At 53.6% G+C, this 18,629-nt stretch carries 17 protein-coding genes; 7 read left to right on the forward strand and 10 right to left on the reverse strand.

Annotation, left to right across the window (positions count from 1 at the left end; translation table 11 throughout):
- The 8 genes from H6F43_RS18575 to psb29 all read right to left on the reverse strand — a co-directional run.
- Window positions 1-740: polysaccharide biosynthesis/export family protein (locus H6F43_RS18575; protein ID WP_190344232.1), on the reverse strand; the 740-nt coding region annotated here is incomplete at its 3' end.
- Between the two features lie 81 nt (window positions 741-821).
- Window positions 822-1,859: a glycosyltransferase gene (locus H6F43_RS18580; RefSeq protein ID WP_190344234.1), complete on the reverse strand. Its 1,038-nt coding sequence runs from the start codon at window positions 1,857-1,859 to the stop codon at window positions 822-824.
- Window positions 1,860-1,924: 65 nt separating this feature from the next.
- Window positions 1,925-3,307, reverse strand: a complete 1,383-nt coding sequence (locus H6F43_RS18585) for a glycosyltransferase (RefSeq protein WP_190344235.1) — start codon at window positions 3,305-3,307, stop codon at window positions 1,925-1,927.
- 128 nt (window positions 3,308-3,435) lie between these two features.
- Window positions 3,436-5,088 carry an alkaline phosphatase family protein gene (locus H6F43_RS18590; protein WP_190344241.1) on the reverse strand — a complete coding sequence of 551 codons (1,653 nt, stop codon included), beginning with the start codon at window positions 5,086-5,088 and terminating at the stop codon, window positions 3,436-3,438.
- 475 nt (window positions 5,089-5,563) lie between these two features.
- Window positions 5,564-7,720 carry a hypothetical protein gene (locus H6F43_RS18595; RefSeq protein ID WP_199290441.1) on the reverse strand — a complete coding sequence of 719 codons (2,157 nt, stop codon included), beginning with the start codon at window positions 7,718-7,720 and terminating at the stop codon, window positions 5,564-5,566.
- 217 nt (window positions 7,721-7,937) lie between these two features.
- Window positions 7,938-8,240, reverse strand: coding sequence for a hypothetical protein (locus H6F43_RS18600; protein ID WP_190344243.1), 303 nt, complete (start codon window positions 8,238-8,240; stop codon window positions 7,938-7,940).
- A 441-nt stretch (window positions 8,241-8,681) separates the two neighbouring features.
- Complete coding sequence (locus tag H6F43_RS18605; protein ID WP_190344245.1) at window positions 8,682-10,562, reverse strand: lipoxygenase family protein; 1,881 nt, start codon at window positions 10,560-10,562, stop codon at window positions 8,682-8,684.
- Between the two features lie 115 nt (window positions 10,563-10,677).
- Entirely contained in the window at window positions 10,678-11,412 is a 735-nt protein-coding gene (psb29, locus tag H6F43_RS18610) for a photosystem II biogenesis protein Psp29 (RefSeq protein WP_190344263.1), read from the reverse strand.
- Between the two features lie 162 nt (window positions 11,413-11,574).
- Here psb29 and H6F43_RS18615 point away from each other — a divergent pair, with 162 nt between their 5' ends.
- Window positions 11,575-12,156, forward strand: coding sequence for a chromophore lyase CpcT/CpeT (locus H6F43_RS18615; protein WP_190344247.1), 582 nt, complete (start codon window positions 11,575-11,577; stop codon window positions 12,154-12,156).
- Here the strand turns inward: H6F43_RS18615 and H6F43_RS18620 are convergent.
- A complete protein-coding gene (locus tag H6F43_RS18620; RefSeq protein ID WP_190344249.1) occupies window positions 12,153-12,533 on the reverse strand; it encodes an STAS domain-containing protein in 381 nt (126 codons plus the stop codon). The two genes, H6F43_RS18615 and H6F43_RS18620, sit on opposite strands and share 4 nt — an antisense overlap.
- Before the next feature lie 374 nt (window positions 12,534-12,907).
- A complete protein-coding gene (gene hemF / locus H6F43_RS18625; protein WP_190344251.1) occupies window positions 12,908-13,951 on the reverse strand; it encodes an oxygen-dependent coproporphyrinogen oxidase in 1,044 nt (347 codons plus the stop codon).
- Between the two features lie 453 nt (window positions 13,952-14,404).
- Between hemF and H6F43_RS18630 the strand changes: the two genes are divergently transcribed.
- From H6F43_RS18630 to H6F43_RS18655, 6 genes are all read left to right on the forward strand, one after another.
- Complete coding sequence (locus H6F43_RS18630) at window positions 14,405-14,833, forward strand: RusA family crossover junction endodeoxyribonuclease (RefSeq protein WP_199290443.1); 429 nt, start codon at window positions 14,405-14,407, stop codon at window positions 14,831-14,833.
- Between the two features lie 208 nt (window positions 14,834-15,041).
- Window positions 15,042-15,353 (forward strand): hypothetical protein, encoded by a 312-nt coding sequence (locus H6F43_RS18635; RefSeq protein WP_190344253.1) that lies wholly within the window; start codon window positions 15,042-15,044, stop codon window positions 15,351-15,353.
- A gap of 327 nt (window positions 15,354-15,680) precedes the next feature.
- Window positions 15,681-16,193 (forward strand): SRPBCC family protein, encoded by a 513-nt coding sequence (locus H6F43_RS18640; RefSeq protein WP_190344267.1) that lies wholly within the window; start codon window positions 15,681-15,683, stop codon window positions 16,191-16,193.
- A gap of 4 nt (window positions 16,194-16,197) precedes the next feature.
- The gene (locus H6F43_RS18645; protein WP_190344255.1) at window positions 16,198-16,665 is read left to right on the forward strand and encodes a DUF29 domain-containing protein; all 468 of its coding nucleotides are present in this window, start codon (window positions 16,198-16,200) and stop codon (window positions 16,663-16,665) included.
- 76 nt (window positions 16,666-16,741) lie between these two features.
- Complete coding sequence (locus tag H6F43_RS18650) at window positions 16,742-17,812, forward strand: Mrp/NBP35 family ATP-binding protein (protein WP_190344257.1); 1,071 nt, start codon at window positions 16,742-16,744, stop codon at window positions 17,810-17,812.
- A gap of 110 nt (window positions 17,813-17,922) precedes the next feature.
- Window positions 17,923-18,629 (forward strand): FtsW/RodA/SpoVE family cell cycle protein (locus tag H6F43_RS18655; RefSeq protein ID WP_190344259.1); only part of this gene is annotated, 707 nt, incomplete at its 3' end.

The following is an 18,629-nucleotide window of genomic DNA, read 5'->3' on the forward strand; positions in this document are numbered from 1 at the left end:
TACTCCATTTCCATCGTATCCCCACCCTGGCTGCTCGGCTCCGTCAGATTCGAGTACAGAATTGAGACTCGCTGCGGCGTCAGCTGCGAGGGGCGAACCAGGTCGCTCTGAGTAGTTGCTAGCTTCGGCACAATCACCTGGTCACCCGCAATCAGCGGCAAGTCTGGAACGGGCTGTCCTGTAATAATGCCTGACATATCCAGAGTTCGCTCCTCGCTGCCGCGAATCAAGCGGATATTGCGGATATCAGCCGTCGGCTTTACCCCTCCCGCGCTCCGGATTGCTGCACTCAGATAGCGTTCTGGCGGGTTTTCACCCGTGACTGCTTCAGGGGCACTGCGCGGACGAGGGGTTGGGTTGTCGTCGCTCTCCGGTAAGGCGTTGATCAGAACGCGACCGGGGAAGAATGTTTCTCCAGCAACCGTAACCTGGACGGGTGCCCATTGCGCCACGCGCACGCTAAGCTGTAGCGTCTCTGCTCGGAAAATACCTCTGCTAATCAGCAGTTGAGACAGGCTCCTCTCAACCTCCACAGGCTCCAAACCTGCTGCCCGTTGAGCATCTAGAAAGGGCAATTGAATGGTTCCATCAAGGTTAACCTCGTACAGCCCGCTGATGCGGAAGCGGCTTTCATCTGGCAAATCGTCATCTAGTGGAGTTAGAATCCGCACGCGATCGCCGGGTGAGAGTGGCAGTGCTACCGCAGGCAGCACCGGACCCAGTGTAACCCCAGTTGCCATGAGCGTGAAAATGGCAGTTAATTTAACCCACATTACAGCATTCCATCCCTTTAACTCAATAACAGCGATTGTGTATAGCAGTTAGCTAGGTTCAGAAACCGCCGACGGCAACGGCTCGATCGAGGGGGCGAACCGACTCGGGTCGAGGTGCATCCGCGCCAGCAGCCCATAAAGATTGAACAGCCGTTGCCGTCGGGCGATCAGCGCTTGTGCCTGTGCGGTCGGCAGCAGCCCCATGACGGCGATCGCCAACAGCACCTTCCACAGCAGTCGCGTCCGCAGCAGGGTTGGGTCGTAGCGGACTGCATTCCATAAGTACTGGAGCGCCAAGACGCCCTTCTGACGGGTGGGATTGCCCTGAAGCGATCGAAAAGTAAGGAATTTATAGCGATTTCCCAAGCTGTGCGGCTTCAGGTGCTGAAGCGTAGCGGGCGCTTGGGCAAACGACCGCTCAATGACGCGAAAGCTAGCGGTTGCCATGCGCTGAACATTGCTCGATAGCGACCCCGCCGAGACGCGGTAGAGAACTTGGACTTTGGGAACGCAGGCAAACGGGTAGCGAGCCGCGAGCCGCAGCCACATGTCCCAGTCTTGGGCGTTGGCAAGCGACTCATCAAACTTGCCGACCTCGACCAAAGCCGATTTACGGACTAGCACGTTCGAGCCGCTGCCAATGCAGTCTGTCAGCAGGAAGTTAGCAAGCACATTCCCGGCGATCGTCGCGTGGGCACCCTGGCGCAAATACTGCCCCTGCTCGTCGATGCAGTCGGTCCAGCTATAGGCAACGGCTGCCTGTGGCTGAGCCTGTAGCGCCTGTCGCTGGGCGGCAAGCTTGTCAGGAGTCCACAGGTCGTCGGCGTCAATGAAGGAAATATACTCTCCCCTGGCGTGGTCAATACCACGATTTCGGCTGGGATTTGATCCGGCATTTGGGTAGGAAAACACTTGAATCCGCGGGTCATCAAAGCTGGAAACAACAGCGAGAGTGTCGTCTGTGGAGCCATCATTAATAATCAGCAGCTCAAACTCCGAGAACGACTGAGCCAGAACCGAAGCGATCGTGTCCCGAATCGTTTTCGCACCATTAAAGACTGGAATGATTACAGAAATGAGCGGCATAGAACCCCAATGGACGATTTTCAGGCAGCGGGCAGCAGAACGACGTTAAGTATTTTCGGCGACAATCAGCAATAGCTGGCAACCTCGGACGATTGAGCAACCGAGCGGCTGAGAATATCGCGATACAGCGCGGCAATTTGCATCGCCTCGGTCTCGATCGCGCGGACGGGACGGATGCCCTGCCGCCAGCGATCGAGCAGATCTGGATTCTCAATCAGTTGAAGCAGCATCGCCGCCCAAGCTTGGGCATCGTTGGGCGGTATCAAGAGTCCATCAACACCGTGGTGAATCAGTTCAGCAATGCCGCCCAGATTCGAGCCAACAGCGGGAACCCCACAGGCATGAGCCTCCAGAATCACCAGCGGTCCCGTTTCTAGCCACTGAGAAGGTACTGCCAGCAGGCTCAAATTAGACACGGCTGCTGGCAAATCTTGATGAGACAGCGCGGACGCAACTCGAATGCGGGGGTCTCCAGCAATGCGTCGCATCATCTGTCGTCGGTACAACTCGTCATCCTCAATGCTGTGGATCACAAGTTCGATCGGCGCGTTGGCGGGCAAAAGCTGCAGTGCATCCAGAAGCACGTGCAGTCCTTTATTTGCATTCCAGCGACCGATAAACCCAACCCTCAACGGATTGGTTGTAGGTGCTGCGGTTGAGCGCTGAAAGCCAGTTGCCACGCCGCAGCGATACAGCACCAGCTTTTCCTCCGGGACGCCATTAAGTCGCAGCGTGTCATAGAGCCACTGACTAACTGCCACAATACGATCGCTCAACCGTGCCATCTCCATCAGGCGATTCCGACGCGCCGCCACAAACGTTGGAATCGCCAGCGGCGACAGCATCGCGTTCATGGTGGTCTTCAGCGGAACCGCGAAGCGATCCGTGCGATTCAGCACCCGCTGGACCCCCTGACTCAGCGGCATGGGTAGGTGACTGAGCACCTGAAGCGCTGGGGCAGGCAGAAACGCGGGTACTCCACAGCAGCGACTACAGCGTGCCAAATCAATACGCCCGTCGCAGGCTTGGCGACCCTCAAGCATCAGAGTCTTGCGCTGGCACACCGGCACGGGTAAGTGAATCGTTACCACAGTTGCCATACCCAGCGATTTCGCGGCTTGCAAATGCGGCAGTCCACAGTCCGGTGTCCAATGGTGCTGGTGATAAACATCCGCATCCTGTTGAATTAGCCACTCCGCGAACCGTTCAACGCTGGAGGGAGAAAGCTGCCCGTGGTTAGGTTCTGAGATAGGAACCGCACCGATCGAGTAGCGATGGACCTCAACCCCTTCATACTCGTAAGTAGATTCCCGGCTACCTGCCTGCGCCGCCGCCACGGTGCTTTGAACACCGTACGTCCGCAGGGCAGGAATGAGGTCACTTAGATGGATTTGAATGCCTCCACATTGATCGGGAAAATACCGCGACACAGACTGAATGGTCTTCATGAACGCTCCGAAGTGACAAAATTCAGGATTTTTAGTTAATCCCTATACTTTGAAAAATTTTTCGGAGGAATGCAACCTTGAGCAACACAGGTGATTGACATAATACGTGTGAACTTGCGAGATGTGGACTAAACGGCAACTTTAGGCGCAACTTCTAACAGAGACTTGCCCTCAATGTAGGAAGGAATCGGCGATTCCAGCAGGGTGAGAATTGTCGGCGCGAGATCGAGCGAGTGACCCGGTGGCAGGGTACCAGGGGTGACCTTGGGACCGTGCGCCAAGAAAAAGCCTCTGGAGCGGTGGCTACCCGTTCGCAGGTAGGGAACAGGACCCACACGACCGAGTTCGGGACTGTCTACTGTATCGGCTGCGTGGTCTTCCTGCCACAGCACCACCAAATCTGCGTCCGGCAGCTTGGGGTCGCGATCGCTGGCATGTTCACGAGTCCGCGTTACGCCACGAACCATTGGCTGTCCAGTTCGAGCATCCTTGAGGTTGTACAGCAGTTGGGTTAGCTCATCGCACAGCGCGTCGTACTCTGCGGGTTCAACAATGCCCTGAGGCTCTCGCCCTTTGAGGTTGATGCGGATGTAGCCCTCGGAGTAGCTGGGCAGCGCAAAGGCTTTCATCTGTGGCCAGAACGGCTGATACCAACGGGCAGGCTGGAAATACAGTTCGTCTCCCTCTGCCATTAGCGTGTGTGGTGCAAGCAAGTCCGTCTCTGGGGAAGCACCAAAGAGCGGCTCGAGGCGCTCAAACACTTTAGTTGGCGCGTTTTGGCGCAGAAAACTTCGTACAGGATTGGAGTCTGCCTTCAGACTCCAGACTTCTCCTAGCCAGCCGCGCTTTTTAAAGCTTGTCTTTGGAGGTGGCAGTGGCGCTCCCAGCTTGCCTGGAGCAAAGCCTGGCTTGCCAAAATTAAAGCGGTACATCAATTCCGGCAGGAAGAACATGCTGGGCAAGTCCATCACGTTCGACCCCATGCCGTGCGCGGCAAAGACCAACACAGTGGCGTTTTCTGGCGCTTTACTGAGAATGTCCCCGATCGCCCGATCGATCTCGACAAACGTTTCCAGCATCAGATCGGGTGCCGCTTTGCCCATTACTTCATATAGCGGATGCTCCGGCTGGCTCAGGTGCCAGAAGAAGTGTCCGGCTGAGTGAGTTTCGCCAAAAACAGTTAGAAACAGGTCCCACGGTTCCCGCTGAAGCAGGTCCTGGCAGATCTTAGCGCGGCGGTGAATGCCTGTAACCAGGTGGTCTTTAAGTTCAATGAGGGCAGGCAAGTTGCGGGTGTCAGCGTGGTCCTTGTTAAAGACAGGATGCTCGCCGTGCTGAGTGACGAGTTCCTGAAACAAGTGAGCTGGAAGCGACTCACTGGGTGTCAAAGCAGAGTGTGCGCCCCAAGCGAGCACTTGCGGACCGTTTGCTTGCTCGGACAGCTTAGACTGCGGCATGTCGAACACTGCAACGCGATAGTCCGACCCCAGCGCGTAGAACGGCAAGTACTCCGAGAAATCATACGCACCGATGTCGGTTACACCGTAGGTGGCTTCGTCGTACTTAACAGGAGACCAGTACCCAGTGTTTTTCGGTGAGCATCCCGTTAGAAAGGTTGTCCAGGGCGTTTCCGCACGGTAGTGGCTGAACGTTTCCAGCCGAGTGTACGCGCCTTGATCACGCAGACGGCTCAGTGTCTTCAGATGTCCCTGAGCCATCCAGCCTTCAATGATTGAGGGATCGGCGGCGTCTAGCCCGATCGCAATAACAGGATGTTTCATAGAGTGCCTTTTCCTCAGCCGTGGATGTACACGATGGCGGATGTGTCTACTCGATCAGACTTTTGATCGCCGTGAGCACCGTCTCAGAATTGCTGATCCGCACGATCCACCGTATAGATACGGTAGTATTCCTCCGGAGACAGCAGGTGAAAATCTGTCAAACTTCATCAGATCTTTTGCAAAGAGTTTGTAAAGATAAGACAAAACTTGATAGAGCAGTAGCCAATCTTTAAATTCTGGCAAACGGAATTGTTCAAGGTTTTGTACAAAATTGAGCTGGCAAACGCAGAAGCAAAATAACGTCGCCCCTACGCCCATTCGATCATTCGATCGACAGCGATTCCGAGAGCAGCTCAGGCTGAAATCGTAGACGTAGCGAGATGACTAAACAGCAGAAAACGGAGAATCCGCAGGTCGAAATCCCGCTCAATTCTCCGCTTCCCCTCACTCACGAGGACTTAGTACTGACGGTGCATCAGTCGTCTAGGCGCTGCTTGATGCTGTGAAGAACGAGATCGCTCACCTTTCGGCTTGCCAGCGTGTCGTACAACAGGTGCTGAACCTGCCGTGCCTGTTGGAGATCGCCCTGTCCGACTAGCCAGTTGCTAAAGCGATCAACATAGTACTTGAAGTCTATGTGCCCAAGGGTTTTTGCCGCTTGCTGCGCATCGCTAACTAACGCCGTACTCAGTTGCGCTTGGGCTTCTGCCTCATTGGGTGCGCTCACCTGAATCAGCTTCTCTGGCAGTGTGCCCGGAATCACCAGTTGTTTGTAGGGTTGTGCTAACGCGCTACCCAGCGCAACTTGGGCGTGGATGGCAACGGAGCGATCGCCCAACTGGTCCACCACTTGCCGCAGCGTATCATTTCCCTTGTTCAGCAGCCGACTGCCGTCGAAGGCGAGAATGCGACCAACCTCATCCGAGAAGAAATCTTGCGCCAGAAACTCCTCGTCGTAGCTGCGCGGAGGTGCGACGCGAATTCGCAGCGGATTGGAGACGATGTCTGTCTCCTCTTGATGAGAGTGCACGGCAACCTGAATCGTGTAATAGCCCGGCTCTGCTAAATCCCAGCCGTTGCGACCTGCCGAGATAAACAGTGACTCATACACCGATTCTCCTGGCATCAGCACTTTGGTTTGGTTTTGCCAGCAGTAGTTGGCATAGGGCAAGAACTGCCGCGCCTCCTGGTGGTCCTTTTTCAAAATCACAATCATGTGATCGACTTCGGACAGGAGGCGATCGCTCACCAGCTTCGGCTCTGTCGAGGTGTTGGTCAGCTTCAGTTCCACTACTACTGGTTCCATAAACTCGAAGATCGGCGTTGATCGGTTCACCCGCACTTGCAGCGTTAGATCCGTTGCCGCGTGGCTGTGCCCGTCGTGCTCCTCAAAGCCGTGCTTGTCAAACCAGTTCGCATTCCCCATTTGCACAAAGCGGGCGGGCGCATGACGCAAGAACAGTAGCTCACTATCGCTAAACCGAAACTCAAAATTGGTGAAAAAGGCAGCTTGTCCTCCCGCAACTCGGTACGGATAGTTCATGAAGCTGCGGACCTCCGGCTCATTCGTCAGCGGAATCCATGGAGTGCCCCAGTTGGCTGGATGCTGCTTTTGCCAGGAATGCGCCAGATTAAAGCTGTGCCCTATCTCGTGGCACGCCGTCCAGAAGCGCATCCGCTGCACCCACGCCTCTGGAGCCACGTCACCCGCAGGCGGCACCGAAATAAAGGCGTTGTTAAAAATGGCGGTTCCCTGACGATGGTTCGGTCCAATATCGTCGAACATGATGCCGCCTAAGCCGCTGCCTTGCTCGTGTAGGGCAGCAAACAGAACCCACATCGACCATTGCGGACGGTTATCGAACCGCGACCAGTAGGTCTGCATGGCATCGTGCATTTCCGCATCGCTCCAGCGCGAGTTCGCACCTGCGCCGCTAATGGGCACAACGCTATCGCCACCGGAGTTTGTGACTTTGAAACCTGCCCGTTGAAACACTTTCTCGATGCTGAGGGTTTCATTGGGAAGATCCGCAGGGCGAGTGGGGTGGGCGTGGGTTTCGATGCTGCTGACCACGCTGGTGTCAGCGGTGCTATCCAATTCAAATTCCACTGGATGGAAATAACGGTTCTTGAAGCGGTAGTCCAAGACGCGATCGCTGCTGCTGCCGCCACCCGACAGCGTAACTCTCGCTTTCTGCCCACTGACTGCAAAACTGCGCGTCACCTGAATTTTGACGTGCGTGTAAGGAAACGCTGAGCCGTCTTTGTACCAGATATCGCCTTCCCAGGTATCGTCCTCGGCTTCACTAAGTTTGGCAATCCAGTGAACGCTGAAAAGCACGCTCGATTCGCTGCCGCTAGCCGTCATTTGCGGATATAGCCCATCGACATCTAAGCGAAGCTCACGGACCACGCGCGGCAACGAAATTGGGGGAGCCACGGGTCCGGGAGAATTGGGAGGCGGACTGACCGACTCATACAGTCCACTTGCCCGCAGCAGCAGTGGAAACGGCAGGGGTTGTGGCATTGGAATCGGACGAGGCAGCGGCACGGGAATTGGATTCGGGACGGAAACGGAACTACCAGAAGCCTGCGCGAACTCTTCGTAGGCTTCAAAAAATTGCTCATCCATAAAAGTCTCCTGTTGGTAGGGGTTAATACTGGTACAAACGGTTGAGTTAGTGGAACAATGTGGGTAGGAAAGCAATTAGCGAATGGCTGTTTAGGTGCGGCTTCTCAAACCATGATTCACCGCAAGAATTTGCATCGTGCCTCGGTGCAGGTGACACGATCAACTGCATTGGAAGCGGCAAATTTTAATGAAGCTAAACTGCTTTTAGAACGATCGTCTACAGATATCCAAAGGCTTCCTTAGAAAGCTGATGCTCCAGTCTGCTGTCTGGCGTTATTGAAAGCCCTAGGTAAACGTTTCCTGAAAGCTGAAGTGGAATTGTTTGAGTAATTCCTTTCGATGGCACAGCAATCTCAAGGGTGGTTTGTCCCTCTGGTAAATTGATTTCTACCCACTCTGCCAAACCAATTTGGGTTCGAGTTGTCACGGTTTGCTGCTGAAAGACTTCCTGCTGATCGGCACGAATAATCACCGAATCTTTCACAAATCCTTCTTGTAAAGCAATATGAAGAAGTGCCATAGATGCTGTTAGACGAGTGTTACTACGATCGAGCTCTAGCGATGCCGCTGAGCAATGTGCCACGGTAGATGCTTGCAAGAGAATCACAAATCCGCAGATCAATAACCGAATTAACCAGCGGTTGAGCTGCGATCGCACGAGCAGTCACCTCCTCAAATTTGCTTAAATCGGCAGTAGCACAGAATGAAGAGAACCTATTGATTGACTGTTTTTTCTAGGTCAGCATTCTGTGCTAAGTCAGTAAACACAAAGAACTCGAACATAGTCATTCGCTAATTGAGATTAGCCATTTGCGCATTCAGGTTACTGTGTTTGCGTACTTAACTACCTGGATATTTGAAGTATAGGCAGCAGTTTCCGGCTTTAGAATCACCCTCAGGGGCACCTTTATTTCGGCTTACTAAATGGCGGATTGCTATTAGAGAATGCCTGCGGTAGCGCTCAAATATTAATGCTGTTCGGAATACGAGACGGCAGTAGATAGGGATAGGCAATTCCAGTGTTCATCAAACGCTGGCGATCTCGCTTTTGAATCGTCTGTTCAATCGTCAGCAGGTCTGTTTGAAACTGTGCCAGCGTTTCGCGATCGCCTGCGTCTGCAAACTTGATCAGGTCGGGACTGCCAAGCTGTCCCCAGCGAATTCCGCTAAGCGCAAAGGCTAGCTCCATTTGTCCCAAATCCTGCTCGATCGGTGGAAGCAGTTGCGCCAGTGATGCAGGCGTGTCGGGTCGGCTGTAGAGCGCTAGCGGTGCATTCGGCGTGTAGCCTACGTAGTCGAACTGGCTAAAGTTCACAGCAGCATGTTGCGGACCGCAGGTGAAAATGACTGTAGTGGCTAGGTCAATCAACTGCTGCAAATTCGCCAGTTTCCCGTCGGGCAGCAAACCAGGAACGCGAGCATAATCTGGCAACGCAGGCTCCAGCCCGGTTTGCACAATCCACTCTTTAGGAACCCAAGCAGGCGCTTGAGGAAAGTCAGTAGGACGCGCCTCCAGCGGTAACCCCAGTTCTGCTGCCCACGCTTGCAGGTACGGGTCCAGCAGCACGGCTCGATCGTCTGGGTAGTAGCGGTGCAGGTAGCGAGTAACGTAGTGGGCGATCGCATCCCATAGCAGCCGCGCGTCGTCTCGGTAGGGAAACTCTGGTAGGAACTCCGGCTCCAGACCGCGCTGCTGAATATCGGTAGGCAGGGCGTAGTCCGAGAATGGACGAGCGCGATAGGCTCGGTTCATCAGGTCTAAGCAAGCGTCGCGCGTTGGAGCCATGAGCTTGTCGATCGCGGCTCCCTCTCCCAGCAAAATCGTGTTGCCTCGCGTATTAATCGCTAGCAGAAAGCGGAAGTGAGGACGCAGCAGAGTGTAAACCGGATGGGTGACGGGAAGCTGCCGCGGAGTGGCGATCGCAAAGGCTTCCATTGCCAAGTGGGTGTAGCACAAATGAGCAAGCAATTCGTGATGGGTGACATCTGCCGTCTGCACACACAGCTTTGCTCGCATCCAGTCATCAGCAGGGTCGTTGGGCGCAATTACCCGTCCCGGCTCAATCTGAATCAGCAAAGGTTCCAGTCCGTCCGACGAGCGCTGAAACAGCGCCACTGGGCTACCCACGTAGCGACCAGCCTGCAAGTCGCTTGGAGCAAATTGCAGCAGGGGGTAGTCTGCCACAAACAGTCGATCGTTCTCTGCAAGTTGCACAAGATCAAGCTCCCGTCCGTCCGCCAGCGTACAGGAACGTTCTGCCCACGCTGGCAAGGAGTCTGAGGACTGCACGCGCTGCAGCACCATCGGGTTCTGTCCTGCTAGACGCTGACGAGCAAACTCACGATCGCTCAATCCGCTATCGCGCTGGTGAATGTGACTGACCACAGGAAGGGAGCGTCCGCGTGTTTCCAAAGCGCTGTAGAACCGCGATCGCGCCTGATCTGGCTGAGTGGCTGTTTGCCCTGCGCGGCGTGCAAACAGTAGCGTCAGCGTCATTTCACGACGCGATCGCACGTAATCGGTATTGAATTGCTCATCCGACGGCAAATCCAAGTTAAACCAGTCGGACTGAAAGATCTCGAAGTCTGCTAAAAGCGTTGTTACCCGAATCCAACTCTCATCAGTTGCCTTCTGTGCGGCTTCTAGCTGTTGCAGCAGCAGGCTCCAAGGCGGCGAGAGTTTCCCCTGATACAACAAATTCTGCCGCAGTTTAGTCGCAATGTATCGCAGCGTGCCGTCATCACCTGTGTAAGGAAACAAACGGGCGGGACCTTGCGGCTCCAGCGTCGAAGGATCGTAGCGGTAGTGACCCTGTGGCTCGATCGGCGGAAAGTGGACCATAGGTGGCATTGGGTAGAGGGGCTAAGCAGAGACTTGAGGCGTGCCTCAATCCTTTCTTCACCCCGTAGTCTGCCCAATCCAGATGTGGCGGCAATAATCACCGCCAATCTTAACCCTAAGGTTCCGAAGCAGCTTCGTCTCTAGGTTCTGAGGCATCCGACGCTGCCGACGTCACTGCCTTTGCCTTTTCCCGTTCTTCTCGCTTCTTACGTTCTGCCTTAAGCGCATCTTCCATAACGATTCGCGCCTGAGCCATCTTCTCTAAATTGCTGCGGTAGAGGTCTAGATCCTTTTGCAGCTTGTCTTCAGGCAAGTTGAGCGCGGTGCAAATCTGCTTCAGTGCAGCAACTCGCTGAGTTTCATCTTTAACTAGATCAGCATCTCCCTGCTCTACCAGGGTGAATAGACCGATCGCAAACAGACGACTGTACTTAAACTTGGCGTTGTGCGCGATTCCTCGCAGTTGCTCTTGCAGATCGTTAGCATCTGGAGCAGATTCCCCCAGCGATAGCCACGCTACAAGTTCTTTACCAGACAAACGGCTCGCAAGGCTCTGTAGCCGCTCGGCATCCTGACGATACCGTTGAGGGTCATCCTGCAAAGCACGACACAATCCCTCAAAAATCGAAGCTTTGTCTTGCTCGGGACGGTAGCCCTGCATGAAGCGATCGAACGAGGTAACGACGCCGAGCGCATAAAACGGGTCATAGCGGAAGTCCGCATGAACAGCGAGCAAGTGCATTTCAACCATTAACTCCTCCACCACCCGACGGTAGATCGAATTGATCGGGCGGGTGTGAGTCGTGTAAAAGGCTCGCTTAGTATCGGAGACGGTGCGGACGTTATTCACAGCAAGATTCTGATGGCGACGTGATCCCATTTTCGCGCTTGACGCGGCGTTTGCCAAGTTGCAAAGAGTTATCAGTTTTTAGTGGCTAAGGATTAATTCTGAGCTATGAGAATTGAACAGAGAGGTTCAACTCAAAATTCATGACTCAGAATTTGTAATTTTATGGCGCTTTCTCCAACGCTGCTTCAACTGGCCAACTACCTGACAGGCGAGTTTGATAACCAAGAGCAGGCAATGGCAGATCCTGCCTGGTTTGTGCATCTTCGGCAGTGGCACTGTCCCATTGCTCTATTTACGGATGACAGCTTCACAATATTTGCAGAACAGGCAAATATCGTGAAGCTGGATCAGCCCTATCGACAGCGGCTCTTACGGCTAAAGCCATCAGACGATGCCCAGTCGCTTCAAGTCCAGTACTACGGCTTTCACAATCCGGCAGCCATACGGGGAGCAGGTCAGCGCCCCGAAATGCTGGAGCGCGTAACGATCGACTCGGTAGAGTTGCTGCCGGGATGCATTCTACAGGTGATTGAGACGGGGGACGATCGCTTCGTGGCGTCTCCCCCAGCAGATGCCCGCTGCTACTTCTCCTACGAGGGCGAAACTCGTCAGGTTATTTTGGGCTTCGAGAGTAGCCCCACCGAGTTTTTCAGCTATGACAAAGGCGTTGACCCGAAAACAGGAGCCACCCTATGGGGAGCGCTCATGGGTCCCTATCGGTTCACCAAGCGGCAGCACTACTAGCTAGCAATGCCTCTAGGTACGCCTTCGAGGGCTTCTTCTTCGGTGTCAAAAATCTCGAACACCGAATCCATCATCGTGACTTCAAACACCAGCTTGGCTTCAGGGTGAACGTTGCAGATACGGAAACTACCTCTCACTTTGTCTGCATCGCGCATTCCAGCGACCAACGAGGTTAATCCAGAACTATCAATAAAGTTCACCTGACCCAGATTCACGACCACATGCCGACTCAACTTCGAGATGCACTCCTGGAGTTTGAGCCGGAATTGCCACGCTGTAGTAATATCCAGGCGTCCATTGGGGGTCAGGATAATTACGGTAGTGCCGTCCTGAGCGGTGTGGGTCTTCTGCTCCATATGAATCGATTTTTGCTCCATAGGGATGACTTCCCCTCTCCTGTTGTGCAATGTGGGTATTCAGGGCAATTCAATAACGATTTGTCACTTGACTCAGCAATTGTGAGCCAAACGCTGCATAACCAAGCTACCGTCCAACTAGAACTGAGACTACCAGGTTCAGACCTGATTGACTAATCATGACTCAGTTTACTGTGTATAGAAAGGCAGCGATCGTGACCGATCTCTAGTGTTGACACCCAGCGCCCTATTGCAACAGGTCACCGCATGTTTATTACGTAATTTTGGAGAGACGCTCATCGCAGACTGAAGGCAAGCTGTATGACTGCGGGATGGGTGTACAGGGCAATAGACCCAGACCCGTCCCGCGATCGCAGCTGACCTTACAGTTAACCCTAGTGAGACGGTGTCCAATTTGCCCAATCTTGAGGCTTCAGGAACACGTCATACAGCTCTGCCTCATGCGTGTTTGGTTCTGGCTGGAAGCCGTACTCCCAGCGCACCATGGGCGGCAGCGACATTAGAATCGATTCAGTCCGTCCGTTAGTCTGTAAGCCAAAAATTGTGCCGCGATCGTAGACTAAATTAAACTCGACGTAGCGACCGCGCCGATAGAGCTGGAAATTACGCTCGCGATCGCTGTACTCGGTCGATCGACGCTTCTCAGCGATCGGAACGTAGGCGGGCAAGAAGGCATTGCCACAATCCTGCACAAAGGCGAACAAGTCTTCCCACGTCCGTCCGTTGACTGCGCCCGCCGATTTGCTGTACTGAGCAGCCGGTGTATCAAGCTGCGACCCTGGGTAGGACACGGGATAAAGCACACCTTGGCTATCCTGATAGTCGAAGAAAATTCCTCCAACGCCTCGGGTCTCTTTACGATGCTTTAGGTAAAAATACTCGTCGCACCAAAGCTTGAAGGCAGGGTAATACTCAGGGTGATGCGCGTCGCAAACCCGCTTCAGCGTGCTGTGAAAATGGTGGGCGTCTTCGGCAAAAGGATAGTAAGGGGTCAGGTCAATGCCGCCGCCGAACCACCATACTGGACCCGCCTCAAAGTAACGGTAGTTGAGATGCACCGTGGGAATGTAGGGGTTGCGGGGGTGCAGCACCATTGATGTGCCAGTGGCGTACCAGGTATTTCCGGCAGCTTCAGGACGCTGAACCAGAATTGAAGGTGGCAGATCCTTTCCCCAGACTTCCGAGAAGCCAACGCCGCCTTGCTCAAACACATTGCCTTCTCGGATGATGCGCGATCGTCCACCGCCACCCTCTTCACGGGTCCAGCTATCTTCATGGAAGCTAGAGTGTCCATCAAGCTGTTCTAATTCCCGGCAAATCTGGTCTTGCAGGTCACGCAAAAACTGGCTGACTCGATCGCGTGAGTCACTGGGAGGCAAGGCTTGAGTGGTTGTAGGCTCAGTAGAAAACGCAGTCATATAATCGGTCCCTGAAAAGACGAGCGTGGGAATGATTGTTATGGAGTCTGCTGTCAATCTCAACTTTCACCTCGCCTGTGACGATCGCAGTTGGCTGACAGCCTCGACATTTTCTTAGCCTATCGTGAATTGGATCTGCGGCAAACGAACATTACAGAGAGTTAAGCACAATTGCGTTGATCACTGAGTCACATCAATGCAGCGAACTGAGAAATTACTCAATAGTGGGGTGTGCGATCGAAGTCTAAAAGCCGTCTCCATGTTGCATCAAAGGCAGAATCAATCGGCGATCGCGGCAACTTTTCTCCTCATTTCATTCGTCACATGTTCCAGGTCCCACCCAGTCGAGTAGAACGCAATTACTATGAAGTAAGAATGTTTGCTTTTACTTGACAAAAACGGTCATGGGTACTCTACCGCTTCGATCGCCCACCCGCGCAACCCCTGCTGCCGATGACTCCCCCGGTGCTGCCCTTTGAATTTCTGGTGACTGGCAAACCAGTCTCTCATCAAACAAAAGACAAAAAGCGACTCCAGGCTTGGAAAACAACTGTTCGCAACGCTGCTGAGGCTCACTGGAACTCACACCCTACGGGAGAAAACGTACGGGTTGTTATTACCCATTATTACGATACAGAACCTGGAAATGAGAGTGGAGTTCCCGATAGCGACAACATCGTGAAGCCTGTTCGAGACGCTCTCAATGGAGTTATTTACGCCGATGATTACCAGATCACGGATTTTGTCAGTCGGCGGCGAAATCTCAATAGCTCATTTCGGGTTAAAGGAATGTCTTCCGTACTGGCAAAAGGCTTCTGTAGCGGCGATGAGTTTCTCCATATTCGGGTAGACTCTGCACCTGACCCGACTGAGTTAGACTAGGAATTTATCGGTTAGTGAGATAGTTAAGGTCTTCCACGAGGGAGCTTTTACGGCGTTTCTGGGTGCGTTGCGTTCGGATGGTTGTAGCGCCAACAGCTACATTGGCAGAATCTTCAATGAATCTGGAAGCTTTCTACACAGTTGCTTTCAGAGACTTGACTTTCTTTCCCTCTAGTAGATTATGGAGAGTAGCAGTACATTCTTAGGTATGAGTAACCCAGAACATTCATCTCAACTCGAGCATCAACGGCTGTTAAAGCTGGCGCGAGAGTATCGGCAGAAAGGCTATGCAGTGACCTTGCATCCTTCTCCCGCAGAGCTGCCGCCAAACCTGGCAAGCTGTTCGTTCGATTTGATTGCTAAGGGTGAGAATAAGACGATCGCAGTGGAAGTCCGCACTCGGGAAAATCTGACGCTCAATGGCTCTGAGGATCTTAGAGCAATGACGAGTTTGGTTGATCAAGTGCCCGGATGGGAATTTGAACTTGTTGTCACCAATCCTCGTAAGCAGGTAAGTTAGCAACTGCGCAGACTTCTAACAGCTTCTAGCAACTTAAGATCACAGCCGCCAGAACCCTGATCTTTGCTACTCTGGCTCAGATTATTCTGCCAGTAATTACTAACAGATAGATGGTTCCTTTTAGAATTAGACGCTTGGTTTGGTATAAGGTTCACTTATTACCAAATTAGGGAACTGCGTTACTAAACGATGATTGACTAATCTTGATGCCGTTATCTGAGTTATAGCGGTAGGCTGAAAACAGCCTGGAGAGGGATGACGATCTGCGCTGCATTAACTCTACGATCGAGCACCCGTCTTCGGGATCACATCCAGCGAGGTTGCGTGATGTTTGGCTTCCCATCCAAATTTGTTTGGCGCAGAAAGCGTCAGGTTCAATGCAAGCTGGCGCGAACGTATCAAGTACTCAGTTCTGCCTCGGTCGATGACCTGTGGGGAACGCTAGTAGACCTCGCCGATGTGTCGTGGCATCCGATGCTTGCAAGCACAAACGTCCCACGAGGGCTGGTGGCTAAGCCGGGATTAATTTACCAGGCGGTAACCCGCTTGATTCCGATTCCCATTCAGATCTTTGTGGAGCGGGTGCGCCCTGGAGAGTTGCTCAGCGTGCGGATTTTGGTGCTGCCCGGACTGGAGGAACAAGTAACGTATCAAGTTAAATCCACGGTCTGCGGGGCGTGCGTGTCGTATTCGGTTACGCTGCGCGGCTGGCTGTCGCCGCTTGTTTGGTCACTGATGCGTCCGTTTGCAGCGCGAGTAGCTTCGGAGCTAGCGCAGGCAACAGAGCAGGCGATCGCGGGCAACCTAAAGCCCACCAAACGAAGCTGTTTGGATTTTTAACATGATGCCACGGTCGATCGATCTTCCTACTCTGTACCAGCAAGACTATTATCTCTGGTTAGAAACAACCGCAACGCTTCTACGAGAAAGGCAACTTTCAGCGCTGGATGTAATAAATCTGCTCGAGGAAATCGAGGACATGGGGCGGAGTGAGAAACGCGCTGTTTACAGCAATCTCAAAATTCTGCTGTTGCATCTGTTGAAATATCGCTATCAACCGGAGCAGCGATCGAACAGTTGGATTGCCAGCATCGTCGAGCATCGCCAGCGACTCAACAAAGCGTTCAGAGACAGCCCCAGCTTACAACCTTACTTCACTGAGATCTTCGAGGAGTGCTACCAGGATGCTAGAGAATTAGCGGCAGCGGAGACGGGCTTAGCGATCGATCACTTCCCGAGCACGTCCCCTTTCGTGCCAGACACAACGCTTCTTTCTGACAGTCCATTCGGCAATTCTGCCCCCCGCGCTTGAGCCTCTAGGCGGTAAGATCAACGTTAGTCAGTCAAACAAAATACGCAGCGATCGCGAGACGCGGTTGATGGGACCCATGATAGAAACGTTGAGTTCCAGTTCGGTGCTGGAAGTCTTAAAACCCGTGCAGGACCCTGAACTCCGCAAGAGCTTAGTGGACCTGAACATGATTCGGAATGTCACGATCGACAACGGAAACGTCCGCTTTACCCTTGTGCTGACAACGCCCGCCTGCCCGCTGCGACAGTTCATTGTAGAAGATTGTGAACGAGCCGTTCGGACACTGCCCGGAGTCCAGTCAGTTTCTGTAGACGTGACCGCAGAGACACCCACGCAAAAGAGTTTGCCCGATCGAGCAGGCATTGCGGGTGTGAAAAATATTATTGCGGTATCAAGTGGCAAGGGAGGCGTTGGTAAGAGCACCGTTGCCGTCAACATCGCCGTGGCGCTGGCGCAGGCAGGTGCAAAGGTTGGGCTAATCGACGCGGACATCTACGGTCCCAATGCACCAACGATGCTGGGACTCTCTAACGCTTCGATAACCGTGCGTCAGGGTGAGGAGGGAGAAATTCTGGAGCCTGCGTTTAATCACGGTGTCAAGCTCGTATCAATGGGCTTTTTGATCGATCAGGACCAGCCTGTGATCTGGCGCGGACCCATGCTGAATGGCGTAATTCGTCAGTTCCTGTATCAAGTGCAGTGGGGCGATCTAGATTACCTGATTGTGGATATGCCGCCCGGAACCGGAGATGCTCAGCTAACGTTGGCTCAAGCGGTGCCGATGGCGGGTGCTGTCATTGTGACAACGCCGCAGACCGTTGCCCTACTGGATTCTCGGCGCGGCTTAAAGATGTTTCAGCAGCTTGGCGTGTCTGTCTTGGGCATCGTTGAAAACATGAGCTATTTCATTCCGCCAGATTTGCCCGATCGCCAGTACGACATTTTTGGCTCTGATGGCGGCGCAAAAGCGGCACAAGAACTGCAAGTTCCGCTACTCGGCTGTGTACCGCTGGAAATTTCCCTGCGGCAGGGCGGCGATCGCGGATTGCCGATCGTCCTTGCCGAACCGGAGTCTGCCTCTGCTAAAGCGCTAACGGCAATCGCGCAACGGGTTGCCGCAAGCGTTTCTGTTGCCGCTTTATCCTGAGCAAGCCGTTTGCTGTTCGTTATTAATTCGTAGGCGTTATTAGTCGAACAGCTTCTGTCCTACTTGCTAACCGCTAACTACTACCAACACTGAACAACGACGAATCTCTAATGCTGCAACGATCGTTTGGTCGCATCCGCTGGAAATTTTTCATACAGCCTTGGCAAGACGTGGATTGGCTGCTGTTTGGGCTGCCAGTCGGTTTGATGGTGTTTGGCGGGCTGATGATTCGCAGCGCAGAACTGAACCAAGGCTGGACGGATTGGTGGCAGCACTGGATTGTAGGCGGGATTGGTGTAGTGCTGGCGCTGATTCTGGCTCGCTGGCGCTATGAGAACTTGTATCAGTGGCGCTGGGTTATTTACGGCATCACCAATGCCTCACTGCTCGCCGTGATTTTTATTGGAACGTCTGCCTTGGGAGCGCAGCGCTGGATTACTATTGGTGGCTTTAATATCCAGCCCTCGGAGTTCGCCAAACTTGGAGCAATTGTTACGGTTGCAGCCATGCTGAGTGAGCGGACTGCATCCACGATTCCAGCACTGCTGCGGACGATGTTGGTGGTTGCGGTCCCGTGGGCACTGGTGTTCATTCAGCCGGATTTGGGCACATCGCTGGTGTTTGGAGCCATCACGATCGGGATGCTCTATTGGGGTAACGCCAATATTGGCTGGCTGGTGCTGATGATCTCGCCGCTGGTGTCCGCGATTCTGTTCAATCTGGCATTTATGTCGCCGTGGTTTATTGGCGCGGTCGCCGTCTGGGTAATTCTCATGGCTATTATCGGTTGGCGATCGCTGCCGTGGCCTCGCTGGGG

The organism is Leptolyngbya sp. FACHB-36, assembly GCF_014695955.1.
Classification (GTDB): Bacteria; Cyanobacteriota; Cyanobacteriia; order Leptolyngbyales; family Leptolyngbyaceae; genus FACHB-36.